Annotated in this window: 15 protein-coding genes; 8 read left to right on the forward strand and 7 right to left on the reverse strand. The window is 34.1% G+C overall.

Features of this window, described 5'->3' with window-relative positions; all coding sequences use genetic code 11:
- Window positions 1–4: 4 nt before the first annotated feature.
- From argC to LEP1GSC059_RS19970, 3 genes are all read right to left on the reverse strand, one after another.
- The gene (gene argC / locus LEP1GSC059_RS19960) at window positions 5–1021 is read right to left on the reverse strand and encodes an N-acetyl-gamma-glutamyl-phosphate reductase (protein ID WP_002176556.1); all 1017 of its coding nucleotides are present in this window, start codon (window positions 1019–1021) and stop codon (window positions 5–7) included.
- 234 nt (window positions 1022–1255) lie between these two features.
- Window positions 1256–2359 carry a recombinase RecA gene (recA, locus tag LEP1GSC059_RS19965; protein WP_017214916.1) on the reverse strand — a complete coding sequence of 368 codons (1104 nt, stop codon included), beginning with the start codon at window positions 2357–2359 and terminating at the stop codon, window positions 1256–1258.
- Window positions 2360–2579: 220 nt separating this feature from the next.
- Window positions 2580–3404: a hypothetical protein gene (locus LEP1GSC059_RS19970; protein WP_017214917.1), complete on the reverse strand. Its 825-nt coding sequence runs from the start codon at window positions 3402–3404 to the stop codon at window positions 2580–2582.
- Between the two features lie 1327 nt (window positions 3405–4731).
- On the opposite strand from LEP1GSC059_RS19970, the gene LEP1GSC059_RS19975 reads away from it, so the two are divergent.
- The 8 genes from LEP1GSC059_RS19975 to LEP1GSC059_RS20010 all read left to right on the forward strand — a co-directional run bounded on the left by LEP1GSC059_RS19975 (window position 4732) and on the right by LEP1GSC059_RS20010 (window position 18399).
- The gene (locus LEP1GSC059_RS19975) at window positions 4732–5121 is read left to right on the forward strand and encodes an HIT family protein (RefSeq protein ID WP_017214918.1); all 390 of its coding nucleotides are present in this window, start codon (window positions 4732–4734) and stop codon (window positions 5119–5121) included.
- A gap of 36 nt (window positions 5122–5157) precedes the next feature.
- Window positions 5158–5535, forward strand: coding sequence for an LIC11742 family lipoprotein (locus LEP1GSC059_RS19980; RefSeq protein WP_002176599.1), 378 nt, complete (start codon window positions 5158–5160; stop codon window positions 5533–5535).
- Window positions 5536–5583: 48 nt separating this feature from the next.
- Entirely contained in the window at window positions 5584–6969 is a 1386-nt protein-coding gene (locus LEP1GSC059_RS19985) for a TldD/PmbA family protein (RefSeq protein WP_002176525.1), read from the forward strand.
- Window positions 6966–8300 carry a TldD/PmbA family protein gene (locus LEP1GSC059_RS19990; RefSeq protein ID WP_017214919.1) on the forward strand — a complete coding sequence of 445 codons (1335 nt, stop codon included), beginning with the start codon at window positions 6966–6968 and terminating at the stop codon, window positions 8298–8300. Before LEP1GSC059_RS19985 ends, LEP1GSC059_RS19990 begins: the two co-directional genes overlap by 4 nt.
- Before the next feature lie 56 nt (window positions 8301–8356).
- Entirely contained in the window at window positions 8357–14068 is a 5712-nt protein-coding gene (locus LEP1GSC059_RS19995) for an alpha-2-macroglobulin family protein (protein ID WP_420323991.1), read from the forward strand.
- A 203-nt stretch (window positions 14069–14271) separates the two neighbouring features.
- Window positions 14272–16353 carry a penicillin-binding protein 1C gene (gene pbpC, locus LEP1GSC059_RS20000; protein WP_036057941.1) on the forward strand — a complete coding sequence of 694 codons (2082 nt, stop codon included), beginning with the start codon at window positions 14272–14274 and terminating at the stop codon, window positions 16351–16353.
- Window positions 16354–16406: 53 nt separating this feature from the next.
- Entirely contained in the window at window positions 16407–17204 is a 798-nt protein-coding gene (locus tag LEP1GSC059_RS20005; RefSeq protein WP_017214921.1) for an AAA family ATPase, read from the forward strand.
- A 1-nt stretch (window position 17205) separates the two neighbouring features.
- On the forward strand, window positions 17206–18399 hold the full coding sequence (locus tag LEP1GSC059_RS20010; RefSeq protein ID WP_002176626.1) for a hypothetical protein: 1194 nt from the start codon (window positions 17206–17208) through the stop codon (window positions 18397–18399).
- 811 nt (window positions 18400–19210) lie between these two features.
- Here LEP1GSC059_RS20010 and LEP1GSC059_RS20015 read toward each other — a convergent pair.
- From LEP1GSC059_RS20015 to LEP1GSC059_RS20030, 4 genes are read right to left on the reverse strand one after another with little or no spacing between them, the layout of a single operon-like run.
- Window positions 19211–20125 (reverse strand): ketopantoate reductase family protein, encoded by a 915-nt coding sequence (locus tag LEP1GSC059_RS20015; protein WP_017214922.1) that lies wholly within the window; start codon window positions 20123–20125, stop codon window positions 19211–19213.
- Window position 20126: 1 nt separating this feature from the next.
- Entirely contained in the window at window positions 20127–20324 is a 198-nt protein-coding gene (locus tag LEP1GSC059_RS20020; RefSeq protein WP_004424011.1) for a hypothetical protein, read from the reverse strand.
- 46 nt (window positions 20325–20370) lie between these two features.
- Window positions 20371–21120, reverse strand: a complete 750-nt coding sequence (locus tag LEP1GSC059_RS20025) for a SprT-like domain-containing protein (protein WP_002176523.1) — start codon at window positions 21118–21120, stop codon at window positions 20371–20373.
- A gap of 8 nt (window positions 21121–21128) precedes the next feature.
- Window positions 21129–23126 carry an ATP-dependent helicase gene (locus LEP1GSC059_RS20030; protein WP_017214925.1) on the reverse strand — a complete coding sequence of 666 codons (1998 nt, stop codon included), beginning with the start codon at window positions 23124–23126 and terminating at the stop codon, window positions 21129–21131.
- Window positions 23127–23130: the final 4 nt, after the last annotated feature.

Here is a 23130-nt window from a genome sequence, read left to right on the forward strand (position 1 = left end):
TGATTTAGAGAAGTAACCCCAAGGTTTCTTTGGCTCCGGTCATTAAATTAATGTTTTGTAAAGCCTGACCCGCTGCGCCTTTTACTAAATTATCCAATGCAGAAACGACGACTAACGTGTTTCCTCTTTTGCGAAGTGAGATGTCCAAGAAGTTTGTATGTTGTACTTTTTTTAATTCTATATCTTCTGGCGTTTTTAAAATACGAATAAAAGGTTCATTTAAAGAAGAATTTTCTAAAATAGCAATAGGATCTTGTTTAGGTTCAGAATCGAATTCTAATACAATCGTAGAAAGAATTCCTCTATAAACCGGAAGTAAGTGAGGTGTGAAAATAACTTCTGGTTCCGGAAGTTCGGATTTAGAATAAACGTATTCTTTAATTTCTGGTTCGTGCTGGTGAGAAAGAATTTTATATGCTCTAAAATTTTCATATACACTTGTATAAGAATAACCTGAATCTTCTGTCCTTCCTCCTGCACCGGAAACCCCTGATTTGGAATCGACTATAATTCTAGGTTTGAGATTTTTTCTAAGTTCTCCCAATAAAAATATGGGTAAAATTGCAGAGGTAGAAAAACACCCAGGATTGGAAACAAAATCTGCATTTTTTAACCTGTCTCTAAAAATTTCAGGAAGACCAAATACCGCCCGGTCTATGTAATCAAAATGAGTATGTTTTAGTTTATAATATTTTTCTAATATTTCTTGATTATGAAGTCTATAAACACCGGAAAGATCTATGACCTTATGCCCGGAGTCTAAAAATTTAGGAGCAGATTCCACAGAAACTTCGTTGGGAACCGCGAGCACTATTAAAGATTTTTGAGGAACTATATCTTCGTGTTTTTTAAAAATTAGATTTTTGGGAAACGGAATTTCGGGGAAAACTTCGGAAATAGTTTTACCTGCAAGTTTATCGCTTGTTATGTGAACTACCTCGTGTTCTTTTTGATGGGAAAGAAGTGAAAGTAATTCCTTTCCGGTCAATCCCCCGGCTCCTAAAATACTAATCTCTGCCATAATTTTAACTGTAACTATATTTAGAGTTTTATATTAAATCTTGAGGATAGGAATTTCACACAAAAACAAAATTCTTTGAAAAGAATGTGGGAACTTTCCTTGTAAAAAGTTTAAAACAAACTCTTAGTTTCTTTAGAGAAAGATTTTAATTTAGGCAAAATGTTGTAACTAAAAAAAACGCCGAATGATTTCTCATTCGGCGGTCAAGGGTTCCTAAAAAGAAAGCCAGTTGTGTTAGCCTGCTGCGGCCTGTTCTAATTTCTCCTCTTTACGAGACTTTTTATTATTTTCCTGAACTAATGAAGGCAGAGCATTGAGATCTCTGACCATATTTTCAATGTTTAAGGCAATTTCAGGATTGTTTTTCAAGTATTCCTTAGCTGCCTCCTTACCTTGGCCAATCTTTTCCGTATTGTAAGAATACCAGGCGCCAGCCTTATGAATAATATCATGCTTTACACCTAGGTCAACCAGAGAACCTTCTCTACTGATTCCTGCGTTAAAGATTATGTCAAATTCAGCCTGTTTGAACGGAGGAGCACACTTATTTTTGACTACTTTGACTCGTACTCTGTTCCCTATAGATTCTTCTTTTTCTTTGATTGTTTCTATTTTACGAATGTCTAAACGAACCGAACAGTAGAATTTTAAGGCGTTTCCGCCAGTTGTAGTTTCAGGAGAACCGAACATGACACCAATTTTCATACGAATTTGATTGATAAAAATCACTACGGTTTTGGATTTTGCAATTGTACCAGTTAGTTTTCTAAGCGCTTGGGACATGAGTCTTGCTTGTAAACCCATGTGAGAATCTCCCATATCTCCTTCTATTTCAGCCTTGGGAACAAGAGCCGCAACAGAATCAATTACGATCAAATCGATTGCATTACTTCGAACTAAAGATTCACAGATTTCTAATGCTTCTTCTCCGTTATCCGGTTGAGAAACTAAAAGTTCGTCTATATTGACCCCCAGTTTTTTGGCGTAAGATGGATCTAACGCGTGTTCTGCGTCTATGAATGCTGCTACGCCACCTCTTTTTTGTGCCTCCGCAATTGCAGAAAGTGTGAGAGTGGTTTTTCCAGAGGATTCAGGTCCGTAAATTTCTACAATTCTACCAATCGGATAACCACCTATACCCAAAGCGATGTCTAAGTCCAAGGAACCGGAAGGGATTACCTGAACCGTTTGTTTGGCAGAATCCGATCCTAATTTCATAATCGAACCCTTTCCAAATTGTTTTTCAATTTGGCTCATCGCTTGCTCGATTGCTAACTTTTTAGGATCGTCTACGCTCGGAGCATCTTCTTTTGTTTTCTTCATGATACTTTCTCCCATGTTTTTTGCCTCCTACCTTACGGTTCTTGGCGATGCCACCGCGTACTAAGAGCGGCGATCTTTTTTTAATATAGCTCCCGATCCGGACAAATTTAGGCTTCGAGATCTAAAAAAAATGAATCTATTTCGATTTTTTCCAAAAACTCAAGTTTATGTCACCTGGTTTTCTGAGAACTAAATTAAAAAATATCTAATTATTTGTATAGCAAAAATTTGAGTATTATTGAGAAAGAATCGATTTTTTTTCCTGATCTAGAGTTTTTTGAGCTTGAATTGCTTTTCGAAGAGTTTCTCGATTTCGAATCCAAAAGCTTAGAAAGAAAAAAAACGTAAGTACTAAAGCAAAAATAAAAATTGAAATGCCAATTCCAAGACGAATCCAGAAGGGAATTGTCAATTGAGAAGGAAAGAAGAATAACGTGCCATTTGCAAATCTGATTTTTTCACAACCTTGACAGGATACGTTTTTCATTTTGAAAAAAGAATTCAATTCTCCCAAGGTTCTTTCACTAGTAATTTTCCATTCTGGGGATTCTTGAGAATAAAGAAGAGTCTCATCCTCCGAAAAATAATAAAACGAACAAACTAAACCAGTTTTTAAGAATTCAACAGTAGGAATTTTTGTATGTCTTCCTAAATAAAAATCAACGTAATAGTCTTGGATTTTAAAACTACGAATCTGAGAAAGATTTGGAAATTCATTTCCGAATGAAACTAAAGAAAACAAAATAGACTTTTGATTTCGAATTCGGATTCCTCCTAAATTCTGAATTTTTTTGAATTCTGTTTTAAGAATCTCTTTTTTAGGAAAAGTTTGTTTTTGTAATTGGATAGATAGTATTTTTTTTAAATAGATTTCTAATCTCGATTCTTCCTCTTTTTGCCAAACAGGAATTGATTCTAAAAGCCAGTATTTTTCTACCGTCGCCGGATCTCCAAAGAATCTTTTTATTTCTGTAATTGTATTTATTAAACTATACGTTTCTGCTTTTATAGATTGATTCAAAAATAGAAAAAGAAAAAATACAAAAAAAAGACGATTCATAAAAACCTCATATTCTATAAGTTTAATTTTTTCATTTTTGTGATAAACTGTAAAACTGCGATTTCATATAAAAATTCGACAAAGACTACGTTCTTTTTTAAATTTTATAGAGACTTTTTTTAGTTCTATTGAGTGACATACCCTAAAATTTGTCCAGTGAGATCGCTTGGGTCCAGAAAACATTTCACAAAGAAGTGGGAACTCCAGAAATTATAATCATAAAAGAATACTAAAATACTATAAATTATACACAAATACAACGGTTTTCTATGGGAACTATTACATTGAATTGAAGATCCCAAAAGACTCATTCTAAGGTTAGGAGATAATCTCCTGGTTACTACAAATAAATACGAAAACAATAGAATAGAGTCTGTTTCAAAAGTTAGCGTATAGGATTTTCTTCAAAATGCCAACAATTTTCGGATTATGAAAGATTTTTGTGAACTTTGCACGTTTACAAAAATCTTTCATTGATTTTGGTATTATTTTCGTATGTACGAATAGTATTACTACCGTTTCTACAAATTCAATGCCTCATTTAATTTATGAAATTTTGTTTTATCATTTAACTTTAATTATATGAGTTTATTATCGTAAACGTTTCAAGTTTTTTTACTCGTGTAATTCACAAATGAACTATAAATCGGCTTGTACAATAGAGTTCGAACAGACTAATTTTTACAATCGATCCTTTTTATTTTCTTACAGGTTTCATCAAAAAGCCAATAAATCTGGTTTAAAATTACATTCTTAATTTATTACATTTTACTTATTTGAATTTAGATGTTTCATTTTTTTTATTTGTAGATTTCAAATATTGGGCGGCATTACTCTTTCCTATTATTCATCACAAAGTGATATTTGACAATAAGTTATAATCCAATGCGAAAGCGATTGAAGAAGCGTTAGAAACTCAGCAAACGCTCTCCTGAACTCAGCGTCTCGCTTCTAGGGTCGCTCGACGGGTCGCGTTTTAGATCGTTCTACGGATCGAGTTTTATAATCAATTGCAACTAAAAACAAAATATTGTATTATGTTTCTTTAATTAAATTGATTGATTAAAGCTGAAGGCGCGACACTGGATTCATATTATTAAAATGTAACTTATGTTATTATATAATTCTTGAGTATAAATATTTTGTTAAAAGCGACTTTGGCTTTAAAATTTTAAAGTTCAAAAAAATGGATTCAAATTTTGGACAAATTTAAAGTTAGATTCTTATTTAAGTAACTGGATCTTTATTCGTCGTTATTTCGTTTTCTCCTATACAAGATAAGAATCCATAAAATCATTACAGATTTTATCTACGATTAGGTTTTACTATGTTCGATTGTACTATTTGTAATTTTCATCAGTCCTGCGATTTTTCTGAAATTTTAGTTCGATTTGGAGAATTTTCAGTTCGCCATAGCGAGGAAGAAAAAAAACTCAAAGGGTATCTTTATATAGAACCTCGTCCTCATTGGACTTCGTATTTGGACTGGTCTCAAGAATCTTTTTTAGATTTCGGAAAAGCTCTTGAATTTGCCACAAATTGGATTTATAAAAATCATTCTCCTGTTAAAATTTATACCGTAACCGTTTCTGAAATGGTTCCACATATGCACTTTCACTTAATTCCAAGATATTCCGACGATTTAAAAGGAATCGATTATATCAAACTCGCTCTGCAAGGTAAATTGTCGGAAGATCATTCTATTCGAGATTTATAATGTTTTTTTTAGAATTTATGTAATGGAGATAAGTTCATGAAAATTTTAAGATTTAAAAATATACTATTCATAGGGATTGTTTCTTTTTTGTTTGAAAGTTGTATTTATAGAGATATTCGAATTCCTGGATTGAGTACAAATTACACTCAATACATTTTAAACTCGGAGGATTTTCAAATTTTAGGAACCGTAGAAACTGAAGGTGTCTATACTTCTTGGTTGTTACTCTGGGTGACAGGTGAAACAGGTTATAAAGAATTACTAGATAAATCTAAAGCACTTGGAGGGGACGAAATCATCAATTATCGTTTTGAAATAGAAGAAACCAGTATTTTATTGATCGTTTGGAATCGGATTCGATGGAAAGCAACCGCACACGCGATCAAATATAGAGAAAAAATTAAAAAACCTTAACTTAAATATTATGGACTTTGAAAGTATTTTTAAGTCTAAAAAAATAGAATGAATATAAATAAAGCTCAACTGATTTTAGAAGCCGGCTTTTCTAGAAAAGCCGATTTTGTGGAAATTTTCGAAGAAGAAACGAGGTCCTCTTCCGTAAGTTTAAGAGATCGAAAAATAGAACAAAGTTTTGCCGGAATCGATTATGGAATTGGAATTAGACTTATCTATGGAACTGATGTTTTATACGCACATACAAATAATGAAGATTTAGAACATTTGATTTCTCTAATAGATATTTTAGCAGATTCTAGAAGTGCTGCAAAAGATAAAAGACAAACTTTGGTTTTAAAAGGAGACTTGAAAACTCCTTCTTTTTCTATTCATACCATAGACCCTAGAAAAATCTCTCCCGATCAAAAATTAGAAATTTTATATAGAGCTGATAAAACAGCCAGAGGCGTTTCTTCCAATATTGTTCAAGTCAGTGTTTCTGCTTCTGATTCGGTTTCACGAATTGGAATCTATAATTCGGAAGGTTTATCTTTAGAAGATTTAAGAGTTCGAAGTCGTTTTAATATCAACGTTACCGCCGAAAAAGAAGGAGAACGTTTTGTAGCATCTGAAAATCCGGGAGCCAAAAAAGGTTTTGAATTTTTCAGCGATCTTCCTGTAGAACAACTTTCTAAAATCGCGGCGGAAAGATCTCTTTTAATGTTATCTGCGGGTTACATCGAAGGAAAAAAAATGCCTGTAGTGATGGGAAACGGTTTTGGGGGAGTGATCTTTCACGAAGCCTGTGGTCATCCTTTAGAAACGGAAGCGATTCGTAAAAAGTCTTCTCCTTTTGTAGATAAACTCGGAAAAAAAATAGCACAATCTTGTTTAACAGCAATTGACGACGGCACCATTCCAGATTCTTGGGGAAGTATCAACGTAGACGATGAAGGTACTGCCCCTCAAAAAACCATTTTAATTGAAAATGGAATTTTAAAAAATTATCTCTCCGATCGAGTGGGGGCACAAGAAGTAGGAGTTGAAAGAACAGGAAGCGCAAGAAGAGAAAGTTATATGTATGCTCCCGTTTCCAGAATGAGAAACACTTACATCGCTGCTGGCAAAGATTCTTTGGATTCTATGTTATCCGGAATCGATTACGGACTTTTCGCCAAAAAAATGGGGGGAGGTTCGGTCAATCCGTCTACGGGAGAATTTAATTTTTCCGTGGAAGAAGGATACGTTATCCGAAACGGAAAAATAGCGGAACCGGTTCGTGGAGCCACTCTGATTGGAAAAGGGGACGAAATTCTTCCAAAGATAAGTATGGTAGGAAAAGATTTAGAACTCGCTGCTGGAATGTGCGGTGCGGCTTCCGGTTCTGTTCCGGTTACAGTGGGACAACCTTCTTTAAAAGTGGACGAAATTTTAGTAGGAGGTCGTTCATGAATTTAGATAGTTCCGTAGAATATGTGTTAGGTGTTTGTAAAAAGAAAAATTTAGACAGTTTTGATTTAGTAGCTTCTGAATCTAAGGACGTTGGAATTGAACTTTTTAGAAAAAGAGTAAGTAATACTGAACTTTCTAATTCTAGAGGGATTGGAATTCGTTTAATTAGATCCGGAAAACCTGGGTATTCTTACAGCGAAAAATTATCAGAAGAGGCTTTGTCTCAAATGGTAGAAGACGCAATTTCACAGTCTAAAATTTCAGATCCTCTTGATATAGATCTTCCGGGACCTACCGAACTTCCTAAAATTGAAATTCGTTCTTATGAAGAATCCCTTGAGTCCTTGGGTTTTGAATGGCTGAGATCTACTGGGGAAAAGTTAGACGATTTGGCTTGGTCCGTAGGTGGTAAAATCGAAAACGTTCCCTATTCATACGCTGGAAAAACCTGGAATCGATTTATATTAGCAAACTCGAATGGTCTTTATCATAGCGAAAAATCGAACCTGGTTTCTGCGGGAGTTGCGTTAGTTGCAACCGACGGGAAGACTAAAAAAATGGGAGGTTACACCCGTTCCGGTTTGGATCTAAACCGGATAGATCCAGAGTTTATCGTATCCACTGCAACAGAACGTTCTTTAGCTTTTTTAGGTGCAAAACCAGTCAAAAGTGGCTCGTATCCGATTTTACTTTCTAACCGTATTAGTCCTCAAATTTTTGGAATGTTTTCTTCTCCATTTTCTGCGGATAACGTTCAAAAAGGTCTTTCTAGACTAGATGGAAAAATAGGTTCTCAAATTGCATCACAAAATTGGAATGTGTTTTGCGATCCACACGTTAGTGACTATCCAGGTTCCAAACTTTTAGACGCGGAAGGAATTTTGACCAATAAAAAGGCAATTATCGAAAACGGTATCTTAAAAACCTATCTATACAATTTAGAATCTGCTAAAAAGTCTGGAGTTTCTCCCACCGGTAACGCGGTTCGTTCTTATGGTGGAAGGGTGGGAACTTCGTTTAACAATTATGTGGTTCCAAAGGGAAATCAAACTTTAGAAGAATTGTTAAAAAGTGTTCCGGAATGTATTTACATTTTAAAATTAGAAGGTGGTTCCGGTTGTAGCGCAGTGTCTGGAGAAATTTCCATCGGAGTTCAAGGGGTATATTATAAAAATGGAAATCCAGTTCATCCAGTAGATAGTATCACCATGAATCTGAATTTTTTTGATCTATTATTTAGAATTGATGGAATTTCTAATGAATACAACGACTCTTACTCTTCAATTAAGATTCCGGATATTCTAATTCGTGAGGCAAGTATAGCCGGCTAAAGTTTTTGCTTGCCTGTCCTTCATACTTGGGGTTTTATTTCCGAAATACGCTTTCCATTTCGGGAGAAACCCCTTTGAGTCATTTTCTTCAAAATAATAATTTTTCTATATTTTGCATTTGGAATCAATCCGTAAAAAAAATTGTTTTCGTTTGGAGTTGTCTTCTGTTTTTTTTTGCATTTTCCACATTGAATGCACAGATAAAGATAGAATTTTCTCCAACCGGAGAAGTTAAAAAACCTTCTCAAATCAGAGCCCGTTTTTCTGAATCGATGATTCCTCTCGGAAATCCTAAATTTTCTTTGGTTCCTTTTGAAATCCGTTGTCCTTTACAAGGTGCACAACGTTGGGTAGACGATAAAAATTGGGTTCTCGAATTTCCGGAATTACTTCCGGGTGGAATCGTATGTACTTTTGAAACTAAAAAGGTAAAATCCGTCGCTGGAAATTTTTTGAACGAAGGGGAAACGTTTTCCTTTCATACGGGTGGTCCAGAGCTCGAAGAAAGTTATACTTTTCCTTATGAAGGTATCTATATAGACGAGGATCAAATTTTTATTTTAAATCTGGATACGGAAATAGATCGTTCTTCTGCAAACGATTACATTTATTTTGTGGTAGATGGTCTCAAAGATAAGATCGGTTTTAGTTATGTAAAAGATTCTATAGAAAAAGAAATTTTAAAAACCAGAGCTATTCAAAAAACAGATCGAATGATTTTAATCAAACCGGATCAGACATTTCCGAGCGGTAAAAAAGTTTATCTCGTTTTAGAAAAAGGTTTAAAATCTAAATCTGGAGTTCCCAGAAGTTCCACAAGAAAAATTGAATATTCAGTAAGACAAACGTTTAGAGCAGAATTTAACTGTGATCGTGTAAACGCAAAAGCGGCTTGTATTCCATCTTTGCCTTTAACTTTAAGATTCAATTCTCCTGTATCAGTAGAAATTCTTAAAAAAATTCAACTTCAGACATATGATGGAAAGACAATTCCTGCAAAGGTTCATTCTGAAAATGGAGATTACCAATACGGAGTTAGTTTTCCAGTTCCTCTTACTCCTAAATCTAAGTTTCAAATTATTTTGCCTTCTGGTATCAAAGATGACGCGGGAAGAACTCTTTCCAATCAATCCTCTTTTCCTCTCACAGTATTTACGGATGATTATCCTCCTCTTTTAAAGTTTGCTTCTAAGTTTGGAATTTTAGAAAGATTTCCCGAAGCGGTTCTTCCAGTTACAATCCGAAATTTAGAAGCCGAAAATCCGGTTCGTCTCTATCAAGTAAAAACGAGTCCGGACACAGAAGATAAAATTAAAGAACAGTTCGATAACTTAAAAGAAAAAGGAAAAGAAATTCTTAATTGGGCTATTGGAAAAGAAGAAAAAGAAAAATCAAATCCACCAAAACAATTCACTGGAAAAGAATTAATTTTAGGATCTGGAGAAATCTCAGAAATTCTTCGTTATCTTAAAACGATTGAAGATTTAGATCATAATAAGTCCATTTTTGAATCTTTCCAAAACAAATTTTCAACCAATGACATAAAACTTCAAAGTAATCACGGCATTCGTCGTTTTGAAGTGGTGGGAATTCCTTTGAAAAAACCAGGCTTTCATGTAATTGAGATGAAATCTGATATATTAGGAAATTCTTTATTAGGAATCAATCAACCTTTTTATGTTAGAACCGCGGCTTTGGTAACTAATCTTGCGCTTCATTTTAAATGGGGAAACGAATCCTCTCTGGTTTGGGTTACAAAACTAAATGACGCTAAACCCGTGTCGAATGCAGACATTCAGGTTTTTAATTGTAAGAATGAAAAAATTTTTACGGGTAAAACCGGACCTTCCGGAACACTTATGATCAAAGGAATTTTAGCTAAAAATAAAATTCCACATTGTTCGTGGAAGTCATACGAGAACGGTTTATTTTTGATCGCATCCGTTGAAGACGATTTTACATTTACACATACTGGCTGGCAAAACGGAATTGAAAATTGGAGATTTAATTTTCCTTCGGGAGACTATGGAAATGAAAACGTAATATTTCATCCTATTTTAGATAGAACCTTGTTTCGTGCCGGAGAAACCGCATCCATAAAACTTGTTTCTAGAACAAAAAAATCCTTTGGATTTGAAATTCCAAGTCAAAACGAATATCCTGTGTTTGCGAAAATAATCCACTCTGGAAGTAATAAAGAATATTCTATTTCTTTAAAGTGGGATCGAGAAGGCACTAGTTCTTTTCAATTTAAAATTCCAAAAGAAGCTAACCTTGGAGCCTATCAAATTTTGTTACCCTCAAAAGATAGAGGAGAGTTTTCTATCGGAGAGTTTAGAGTAGAAGAATTTAGAGTTCCTCTGATGAAAGCGGACATACAAACCTCCGGTTCCAATATCAATCCGTCTAAACTTGGAATTACCGGAACGGTTCGTTATCTTTCTGGAGGAGGAGCCGGTAAACTTCCGGTTCTTTTAAGAACTAGGGTTACTTTAGATAGTGGGGCGTATTTTTCAGATTATTCTGACTTTTCATTTAGCAACGGTAAGGTAAATCAAGAAAAAACCAGTGAAGAGTCTAACATTGGTTTTACAAAAACCCAGCTTACATTAGATGAAAAAGGTTTTTTTGAAAGTACGATTCGATCAATTCCAGAATCTGATACAACTCAAAAATTAGAAACGGAACTGGAATATAGAGATCCAAATGGCGAAATCCAAAGTATTTATAGATCCTTTTCAATTTATCCTTCTCAGTATCATATTGGAATTACTTCTGAAGGTTGGGCAGCGGTTCAAGATTCAGTAAAACTGAAAGTTGCCGTTTTAGATTTAAAAGGAACTCCAGTGGAAGGAAAAAAAGTAAACGTAATCGCGTTTACTAAAAAATATTATTCTAACCGAAAACGTTTAGTAGGTGGTTTTTATAGTTACGAACACAAGTCCGAAGTAAAAGAGTTAGGCGAATTTTGTTCCGGTAAAACGAACTCAAAAGGATTATTTTATTGTAATGGTTCTTTAAAAACGACAGGTGAAATTTATTTTGAGGCCTCTCTTTCCGGAGAAGAAGTAAAAGCAAATTCTTCTGTTTGGATTACTGGAAAAGACGATCTATGGTTTGCCGCGAGTGATCACGATCGTATGGATCTTATTCCAGAAAAAAAAGAATACCAAACCGGTGAAAAAGCAAAGTTCCAAGTAAGAATGCCTTTTCGAGAAGCAACCGCTCTTGTTACCGTGGAAAGGGAAGGAATTCTCAATTCTTATATTAGAAATTTAAGTGGCAAAGAACCTGTTATTGAAATTCCGATCGAAAGTTCTTTTGCGCCTAACGTATTCGTTTCGGTCTTAGTGGTTCGAGGAAGGGTAGACAGTCCAAAAGAAACCGCGCTCGTTGATTTAGCAAGACCATCTTTTCGGCTCGGTATGGCACAGATTCGAGTCGGTTGGAAACCGTTTGAAGTCCCGGTTCGTGTAGAAACGGATAAAACCGTTTATGGAACAAGACAAAAAGCAAAAGTAAAAATTCAAATCGATCATCCTTCCACACAAATAAAGAAAGATTCTAAAATTACGTTAGTCGCAGTTGACCAAGGTCTTTTAGAATTAAAATCCAACGATACCTGGGATTTACTCAAAGCGATGATGAATCAACGCGGAAATTCTGTACAAACTTCCACCGCACAACTTCATGTTGTGGGAAGAAGGCATTTCGGATTAAAAAGTTTACCTCCGGGAGGAGGAGGTGGTGGTGCTACCACGAGAGAATTGTTTGATACTCTTCTTTTTTGGAAACCGGATTTAAAACCAAACGAAAATGGATTTTTAGAAGTAGAAGTTCCTTTAAATGATTCATTAACTTCTTTTAAAATAGTTGCAATCGTTCATTCTGGAAAAGATAAATTCGGTTCTGGTTCTACACAGATACGAACTACAAAAGACGTACTGATTTATCCTTCCATTGCTCCTTTTGCCAGAGAAAAAGATGAGATTCTAAGCGGAATTTCTCTTAAAAATACTACCGAAAGGAATTTAGAGTTAGAGATTAGTCTAAGAACATCACCAGATCTTAAATTAGAAACTAAGAATATTCAACTGAAAGCGGGAGAATCTACAAACGTTTATTGGAACTTGTCGATTCCTATTCAAAAGGAAGAAATTGTATATGAGTTTCAAACAAAAGAAACCAGTGGAACGTTTATAGATACGGTTCGTTTCCGTCAGAAAGTTGGGGAATCGATCCCAGTCAGGATATTACAATCTACTTTTAAGCGTTTAGAGGACGGTAAACTTAATCTTCCAATTCAAGAAAACCAAGAAGCAATCGCTGGAAGCGGACAAATAGAAATTAGTTTAAAATCTTCTCTTACAGGAGGAGCGATTCTTTCTTCAAAAGAATATATGAATCGTTATCCTTACTCTTGTCTGGAGCAAAAACTTTCTAAAGCGATTTCATCCGAAAAAGATTGGGATCAGATCATGAATCAACTAAACACTTATTTGGACGGAGATGGACTTTTAAAATTTTTTCCTATGTCCTTATATGGAAGTGAAATACTGACCAGTTATGTATTGATTCTTTCTTCTGAATCTGGTAAAAAAATTCCAGATGAAATTAGGAATACACTTTTAGAGGCTCTGAATCGTTACGTCAATGGATTGATCTATAGAAACAGTTATATATCTAACACTGATTTTTTACTAAAAAAAATCATCGTTCTTGATGCAATGTCTCGTTTTCAAACAATAAGTGACGACGTAATTCGCACCGTTCAAGTCGATCCGAAAATCCTTCCCACTGATATTCTGATCAGTTTAAGAAATATATATTCAAAATCTAGAATATATAAAAATCAGATCTCTCAATTAGATATACTTCTGAAATCTAGATTTAGAATCCAAGGAACTTCTTACAATTTCGTAGATGAAGCTGGTCTTTGGTGGCTTTTATCTTCTAACGATTCTACGGTAATGAGAACTATACTTTCGGTCGTAAAAGATCCAAGTTGGAAAGAGGACCTTCCTCGTTTAATTCGAGGAGCAATTTCTAGACAATCCAAAGGACATTGGGACATTACTCCCGCAAACGCACTCGGGATTTTAGCCTTCCAATCTTATTCTAAACAATTTGAAAAGGATTCTATAGAAGGAACTACTGTAATTACTTTAGAAAACAATTCAAATACATTAGAATGGAAAAATCAAAAAGAACCTACTAAACTAACACTTCCAATGCCACATAACGCTCAAAATTTAGAATTTATTCAAAACGGAAGTGGAAAACCGTATGTTGTAATTCATACAAAAGCAGCACTCCCTTTAAAAGAAAAACTAGAAAGTGGAATGAGATTGGAAAAGGAAATTCTAGACGAATTCGGAAATAAAAAAACTTCTTTTAAAGAAGGAGATGTTGTTCGTGTACGTTTAAAAATTTATACAGAATCCGATCTATCTTGGATTGCGGTCAAAGATCCAATTCCTGCAGGGGCAAGTATTTTAGGTTCTGGACTTGGAAACGATTCTCGTTTTGGATCGGAATTGGCAAAAGAAGAAAATGGATGGTCATCTCCTACTTTTATAGAAAGAAAATGGGAAGGTTATATTGCATATTTTGAATATTTACCCGCGGGGCCTGCAACTTTAGAATACGTATATCGAATCAATCAAACTGGAAAATTTATATTACCTCCCACTAGGGTAGAAGCAATGTATCTTCCGGATCAATTTGCAGAATTACCAAATCCGGATCAAATGATCACCAAAGAATAAGTTTTAGATTGAATATAATTTTTTTTAAAATAAAAATGTGATAATTCACTGGATTCTATAAAATTAAGTGTTATAAATTTTCATCGCAAACCACTGCTTTGGTAATAAATTTTAAATACTTTTTTATATAATCTTAAGTAAATTGGATATTTTAAAATTCATAAATGATCCAAACGGTTCGTTCGTATTAAAATATACTTAAAATGATACGACTAATTCTATATTTATTGAGTATATTCTTATATACGAATTTACTTTTTTCAGAAGAAGAAAAAAATGAGAAAATTCCTTCTTATAAAGAAATTAGAAATTCGTATCGGCCTTCCGACGGAACAATTTTAGACCGTCACGGAAGAATTTTACAGACCATACGATGGAATGTTCTAGAAAGAAAATTATCCTGGACGGAAGAAGGAGAAATTCCAGAAACACTTTTACTCGCTTTATTTTTACAAGAAGACAAACGTTTTTTTGAACATTCAGGAGTAGATCGGATCGCAATTTTAGGTTCTATCAAAGATCGACTTTTTGGAAATTCAAGACGGGGTGCGAGTACTCTTTCCATGCAACTCGCCGGAATTTTTTTAGGAACTAAACCGGGGCAAAGAAACATTTTTGATAAATGGGAGCAGATGAAATTTGCTCAAAAAATAGAAAAGACATGGACTAAAAATGAAATTCTGACCGCGTATCTGAATTTGACACAATTTAGAGGAGAATTAAGAGGTCTTAGGGCTGCGAGTCGTGGACTTTTTCAAAAAGAACCTTCTGCGTTAAGCGACACCGAATCAATTCTATTGGTTGCAATGCTTCCTTATCCAGGAGCGAGTTCTAAAGTATTAGCAAAACGAAGTTGTATCTTAGCAAAAAAAATCCAAAAAGAAGAACTCTGTGATTCTTTTGAAAGTGTAGCAAAAAAAGCTACTTCCAAAATAAACAATTTACCTTCCACCGAAGGAATTGCATACCACGCAGCACAAAAAATCTTTAAAGAAAATCCTGAAATTTTTTCCGTAGATGGAAAAATTAAAACGACAATCGATTTTGATCTTCAATGGAAGATTACAGAAATTGCAAAAAACAATTTATACGGATTAAAAAAACAGAATGTAGCGGAAACCGGAATTTTAGTTTTAGATAATATATCCGGAGCCATTTTAGCTTATGTAGGAAATTTAGAAAATAGTAATTCATTTTATGTAGACGCAATTCAGTCAAAACGACAAGCGGGTTCTACTTTAAAACCCTTTTTGTACGGACTTGCGTTTGAAAAAGAAGTATTAAAACCAAATTCTATTTTAGAAGACAGTCCTACGGAATGGAATGCGGTTTCCGGAATTTATAGACCTTCAAATTATAGCGATACATATCATGGAAACGTACAGGCTAAATATGCTTTGGCGTCCTCTTTGAATATACCAGCAATTCGAGTATTAGATCTTGTGAATGTTCCTGATTTTGTAGAAAGATTGAGAGAATTAGGTTTGAGTGATTTAAAACGAGCAGATTTTTATGGATCTTCTCTGGCTTTAGGAACTGCAGACGTTACTCTTTTCGAATTAACAAACGCTTATAGAACTCTTGCAAACGGAGGAATCAGTTCAAGGCCAACTTTTTTTCCATTCGAAGCCAAACAAACAATCCAAGAAAATTTCCAAGAAGGAAATTTTTGGAATCGAATATATACTAAAAAATCTGTAGATACGTTAAGCGAAATTCTATCCGATCGGGAATATCGCTCTTTATCTTTTGGGTTAAACAATCATCTCAGTACAAGATTTTTTACTGCGGTTAAAACCGGAACCTCTCAAGATATGAGAGACAATTGGTGTATAGGTTATTCTAAAAAATATACAGTAGGGGTTTGGGTAGGAAACATGAATGGTAAACCAATGTGGGACGTAAGTGGAGTTACTGGGGCCGCTCCAATTTGGAATATAGTCATCAATCTACTTCAAGAAAGAGAAGAACAGCCAAACAATTTTACTTTAAAGAAGTCTTATAATTCTCCTACTCGTCAGCTAACAGAACTTTCAAAGATTCCTAAAATTTTAATCCCTGGAAACGAAACCATTTATGCTCTCGACCCGGATATACCCGAAGGAAGACAAAGATTACATTTTTATGCTTCTCAATTCGATTCTGGATTTAAATGGATTTTAGATGGAAAGGTGATTCAAGAAGCAAAAGAAGTATTTTGGAAACCAGAAAAAGGATTTCACATTCTTTCTTTACAAGATCAAAACGGAAAAATCATAGACAGCGTCGTTTTTGAAGTAAGATAGTTTTTTATCTTGCAGCGAACTGGCTTCCGGTTAGAATCAATCGTGGACTTCTCATGAAACTATCAACCCAAACTTATCTTTTATCTCCCGCATTAGAAGAGGCAATCCTACTTGCCGAAGTTACTTCTCGTCCTTTACTCTTAAAAGGAGAACCTGGAACTGGAAAATCTCTTTTAGCAGAATATTTAGCGGATCAAAGAAAACTACCTCTTTATACTTGGCACATCAAATCTATCACTCAGGCCAAAGAAGGTTTGTATTTTTATGATGCAGTTTCTAGACTTAACGATTCTCGTTTTTCAGAAGATTCCGAAAAAGTAAAAAACATAGAAAACTACATACGACTTGGAGCGCTGGGAGAAGCGTTTCAATTAAATCAAAAGTCGATTGTACTCATAGATGAAATTGACAAAGCGGACATAGAATTTCCGAACGATCTACTTTTAGAATTGGATCGAATGGAATTTTATATTCCTGAAATTTCCAAACGAATCCAAGCGCGACATCGTCCTTTGACAATCATTACTTCTAATAACGAAAAAGAATTACCTGCTGCATTTCTAAGAAGATGCATTTTTCATTATATAGAATTTCCAGATCCGGAATTTATGAAAAAGATCATACTTTCCCATTTTCCAGGCGTAGGGCATACTCTATTGATTAAAGCTTTAGAAATGTTTTATCTAATTCGTAGAATGGACGATCTCAAGAAAAAACCGGGAACGAGCGAACTTTTAGATTGGATACAAATTTTAGTACACCAAGGAGCAGTTTTAAAAGAAGAAGTTCGAATTCCATTTTTAGGAGCGCTTATCAAAAACGAGGAGGATCTGAGATTATTCAGAAACTAAAATGTTCATCTCGTTTTTTTACAGGCTTAAAGCAGAAGGAATTCCTGCTACCACGGGAGAATTTTTGGATTTTCTAAAATTCGTAGATCATTATACAACTCATAAAAAAGGGTGGATCGATTTAAACGAACTCTATCGATTTTCCAGAGCTTGTATGGTAAAAGACGTAAAATACTTTGACGCATTTGATTTAGTATTCTCAGAGATATTTGGAGAAAAGGGCGCTTTAAAACCAGAACTCAAGCAGGAGCTGTTGGATTGGTTAAATCAAATATTCGATAATCCTAATAAACTTCCTCCTTCTTTAATTCCTCCAGATCAACTTTTAGAAGAACTAAAAAAAAGACTCGAAGATCAAAAAGGGGAACATCACGGAGGAAATAAGTGGGTGGGAACAGGCGGCTCCTCTCCATTTGGACACGGAGGAAAAAATCCGGAGGGTGTTAGGGTAGACGGAGAGGCTGGAAATCGTTCTGCTATTTTTCAAGCATTAGAAAGACGTTATAAAGAATATAGAACCGATGAGCAATTAGAAGTTCGTCAAATCAAAACTGCTCTTAAAAAGTTAAGAAACTTAAAAAAAGAAGGAGTTTCAGAATTTCATCTTCCTAAAACGATCGATTCCACTTGTAGAAATGCAGGAGATATACAAATCGAATTTGAACGTTCCAGAAAAAATGGACTTAAAGTTTTACTGTTGATGGATACTGGGGGAAGTATGACTTCTCACGCGGAAAGAGTCAATAAACTCTTTTCAGCAAGTCATCAAATCAATCACTTTAAAGAATTTCATTATTATTACTTTCATAATATAATATATGATGCTGTATATCCCAAAGCGAATATGAGAACCCCAATCTCTCTACAAAGAATATTTAAAAAACACAGCGGAGATACAAAGTTGATTCTTATTGGGGACGCGTATATGGCTCCGTACGAATTGTTAGATTCTACATATGGATATTATCATAGCCGATTTCGAATGGACTTTAGACTTCCTGAAAATCCAGAGTCTGGTTTGGATTCCTTAAAAAGAATTCGAAGACATTTTAGAGACTCAATTTGGTTAAATCCAGAACCAATAAAATATTGGGATGCGCCAACAATCCGAGAAATTGGAAATCAAATCCCAATGTATTTTCTGTCTTTGGACGGGTTAGAAAAAGGAATTAAAAAACTACTGAATTCAATTTAAAATAGTTTTATATTTCAATATACTGAATATCGAATTCAAAAGATTTAATTAAAATTCTATTTTTTTTGGGTTTTATAAAACTCTCTCAGATGTAATTTAACATGAAGAATTATTATTAGAATTGTTGAAAAATTCCATAGTGGTAATTAACAAAGCTGCTTTGATTGATCGTTTCCATGAAACAGAAATAGATAGAAAATTTATTTTTCAACAACTCTATTTACCAAAATTTCAAAGATAATTTATTCTTGGACTTTGGAATATGTTCTAAAAATTTAAATTGTGGGAACCATTACGTTCATTTTTATTTTTTACGGAAAAATCAGTTTTAAAAAACAAGTCCATCAATATTTCATTCTTCAAAAATGTTTCTACCAACTCACATTAAATTAACGTGAGTTTGGCATAACTCAATGCGAAAGCGATTGTAGCGGAAATTCCGAAGGAATTGGAGCGAAAAGAACTCAGTAAAACGCTTTTTACGAAAGCGTTTTAGGTCGTGAGCCATTTTAACTATGAAATTTGCGAGCTGCGATGACGACCCGGGAAACTCAGTGAACGCCTACCTATGGGTCGGCGTTCAGGGAGTCGTTGCATTGAGTTTATTATTCGCCCCAATTTTCTTACGTCGAACTCACGTTAAATTAAGAACTTTGTCCCAAAACCGTACTACTACGAAAATTGAACGACATTAGAACAGCTCTGAAATTCGCAAAATACGACTTCATTTGTGAGAATTACAACATTTTATTAAAAATTTCTAAAGAACTATCGCGTAAAATTTTTTGAGGTTTTGGGACAGTTCTAAAATTTAATTTTCGTATAATTTTAAAAGAGAGTAGATGGTTTGGATATGTGGAATTTCTAAATTATTTTTTTCGGCAATTCGAATTGTATTTCCAAGAATTGCTTCAATTTCCATAGGCCTACCGGCTTCGAAATCTAAAAGCATACTGGTTTTATAAGGTTTCATTATTTCTGTCATTTGCAAAAATGCGTCTATTTGAGTTAAAGGAACTTCTGCACCGTCTAAGTGAGAAATGATTTGTACTTCTTTCATAATATCGATCACGAGTTTACGGCTATAAGAATTTTCTAAAATTTCTGAAGTGTTTTTACCACCACAAAGAACACTGATAGGATTAAACGGTACGTTCCACATCAGTTTTTTCCAACGAGCTTGACGAATTGTATTCGTATTTTGTGTAGGAACTCCTACACTATTAAAAAGCTCCACTAATTGATTGCAGATAAAAGAAGGATTCCTGTTCCAAGATCCAATCGTCAATTCTCCATAATCCAAATGAAGAATTTTTCCAGTGTCAGTTCGGTTGGCACATACAAAAGCAAGTCCGCTTAAAATTTCGTTTTCAGGATAAAGAATAGAAATTGGTTCTTCGATACCAATCCCATTTTGTAAAAGTAAAATTGGCAGATCCTGAGGAATTGTTTCCCCCAAAATCTTTTTTAAGTCAATGCTTGGAAGACATTTTAGGCAGTTCAAAATCAAATCGTATTCTTTTAGATTTTTGGGAATACTTTCAAAAATCCTTTCTACTTTATAATAAAAATTTCCCCAAGAGACACTTTCAATTTGAAAGCCGTTCTTTTTCAATTCGGAAGAATTTTTTCGAACCCAAAAATCAACCTTACAACCAGCTTGCGCAAGTTTTCCGGCGTATAGACCAGCTATGGCACCGGAACCTAAAACTAAAATTCGAAACAAACTATCCCGCCTGTGAAAACTTTCTTTCTATCTTTTTTAAAATTTCAGTAATGGCTTGCACGTAACCGTCGTAAACCCCACGATCATAATCGTTTAAAGACCGATAGTTTAAACATTGTACTTCTTTTAGATGTTTTCTCAATTCGTCGTCGACGTAATTTTTACGGATATATAGAGTTTCGAATACTTTTGGATGCATCGTTTACCTCTTTTTTAGAATATAAGAAAATCAAAAAATTCAAAAATCAATGCAAAATCATATTTCGAAAGTGTTCGGATTTAAGCCAAGAATTTGCTTGTTTATAATGCAAAAATTTTTTTTCTAACTTTTTGAACTCTCTACCGTGAATGACGTTTCTACCTTGTTTTCTGATAACCGGAAAGTAAACGTGCAGTAATTCATGAAATACTATGTATTCTAAAACAAAATCTGGAACAGATGGAACGGATAAAATAGGATTGATTACAATCATAGTATGTGTTGGATCATAATGTCCAAGTCTTGTAGTCGATTTAGATTTTCCCCAAAAAATTTCTAAATTAGAAAGATCTATCTTCAAATAAGAATCGTTGAGTTTTTCTAAAATATCTCTCAGTTTTTTATTTTGAGAAGAAGATCTTTGGACTTGTTTTCGATTTCTATTCGAACTTATTTTTTGATCTGTATGATTTTTGTAAAACTTACGGATTGTATCTTCCAATCCATCTGGAATCGGGTGTTTTAATAATTTAAATAAAAGTAAATCAATCACCGCCTCTAAATTTTTCGGTTCCGAATTCAAATAAGAAGAATGAATTTTGAATTCTAGCTTTTCTGAAGAAACCCGAATCGAACTTCCCAAATTGGAGTAAGGATAAAATTTAATTCCGAATTTTTTTTCTTTCAAAAATTTTCCATTTGGAAGTTTATAAAATTCAAATATTCTTTTTTCTAAAATACTCAACACAAAAGAAGATTCGATTTTTTCGGTTTGATTTTGAAATGTGGAAAACATAAAATTTCTCAGTTTCCAAAGTAGTCTTGAATTCTAGAAAAAGAATCATTTTTATTTTTAAAAGAAGAACCTTGAGAAACAAAAGAATTTTTAGAAATGGATTTTCCAGACATTAATTTTAACTCGTAAACTTTTTCTGGAAATTGAATTTCACTTAAAAAACGAGAAAGTTTTGTATAATACGGCCCAGATCTGGACTGAGCCAAAGAAGGTCTAGTAAGATATAATTCTTTTCTGGCTCTAGTGATTGCCACATAAAAAAGTCTTCTTTCTTCTTCTATATCTGTGTTTTTACTGGAAGGAAAAATTCCTTCGGTTGTATTTAAAACAAATACAATGTCGAACTCTAATCCTTTTGCGGAATGGACCGTAGATAGGTTGAGTAGATCCGAATCTGTGTCGTCCGGTTTCATTTTATCCAAACTTAAAGAAGTAGGGTCCATCGTAAGATCCGATAAAAAATCATTCAAAGAATTATATTTCAGTGAAAACCCTAAAACCGCATCTAAATCTTCTGATCTTCGTTTAGAGTCGTCGTAATTTTTTTCCAAAAGAACTCGATAGTAATCTATAAATTCAGAAACCATTTTTTTTACTTCGGAATGAGTTTCCTTATACTTTTGGTAAAGATGATAAAGAGGAGAAAGATATTTACCGATTGTGGTTTCATTTTCTTCGGAAAGCACCTCGAAAGAACCAGATGACTTTCGGATTTTATCTAAAATAAAATTTGCTTTTGCATTTCCAATTCCTGGAATTAACTTTAAAGTTCGAATCCAAGAAATCGAATCTAAGGGGTTTACAAGTAACTTTAACAAAGAAAGTAGATCTTTTATATGAGCTGTTTCAATAAACTTTTTTCCACCAAATTTCACAAAAGGAATATTCCGTTTTGCGAGTACAAGTTCGAGTTGATTTGAGTTCCACCCGGCACGGAAAAGAACACACATTTTTTGAAACGGAATTCCTTCCTCCCTTTTTTCTAAAAGAATTTTAGAAATCCCTTCCGCTTCTTCCAACTCGTCTTCAAATTGTAGAACCTGTGGAATCAAACCGTTTTCATTATCTGTAAAAAGATATTTGTCGTATTTTTCCGAAAAATTTTTAAGTACTTCATTTGCGAGATTTAGAATAGAAGGTGTACTTCTATAATTCTTTTCTAAAAAGATCGTTTTTGTATTTGGAAATATTTTAGGAAAATCTAAAATACCTCTGACGGAAGCTCCTCTAAACGTATAGATACACTGAGCGTCGTCTCCAACCACCATCAAATTGGAATGTTCCGAAGCAAGAAGGCAGGCTATATGCGCTTGTATTTTATTTGTATCTTGAAATTCATCCACCATGATAAATCTGTATTTTTCGGAAATTGCGTTTCTAACTCCCGGATGATTGGCAAGAAGGTCTTTGGTAAAATAGAGTAGGTCATCGTAATCTAAAAGAGATTGTTCTTTTTTATAGGACTTATAATCTTCAAAAATTTGAGAAATGTCTTTGATTTTTTGTAGAAATAAAGGATAATCTTTTTCTAATATAGAACGAAGAGGTTTTCCTGTATTTTGAATTTCGCTGTGGATAGATACTAAGGTTTCATTAGAAGGAAATCTAGATTTAGTTTTACTGAAATTTTTTTCGTTTCTTAAAAATTGAAATACATCCAAACAATCAGATTCGTCTAAAATCGTAAAACCAGAAGAAATATCTAAAACAGGAGCAAATTTTCTCAAAACTCCGTTGCAAAAAGAATGAAATGTTCCGCCTTGAACTTCGGAGCATTTTTTATTACCGATCGTAGAAGCTCTGAGAATCATTTCTCTGGCGGCTTTTCTAGAAAATGTAAGTAACAAAATGGAAGACGCAGGAATACCAGAAGAAACCAATTGTGCCAATCGGCTAACAATGGTTTTAGTTTTGCCTGTACCCGCACCTGCTAAAACAAGTACAGGCCCATCCTGAGTCAGTACCGCTTCCATTTGAGCTGGATTTAGTTCTTCCTTCCAGGACACTCTC

The sequence above is a fragment of the Leptospira noguchii serovar Panama str. CZ214 genome (genome assembly GCF_000306255.2).
GTDB classification, from domain to species: domain Bacteria; phylum Spirochaetota; class Leptospiria; order Leptospirales; family Leptospiraceae; genus Leptospira; species Leptospira noguchii.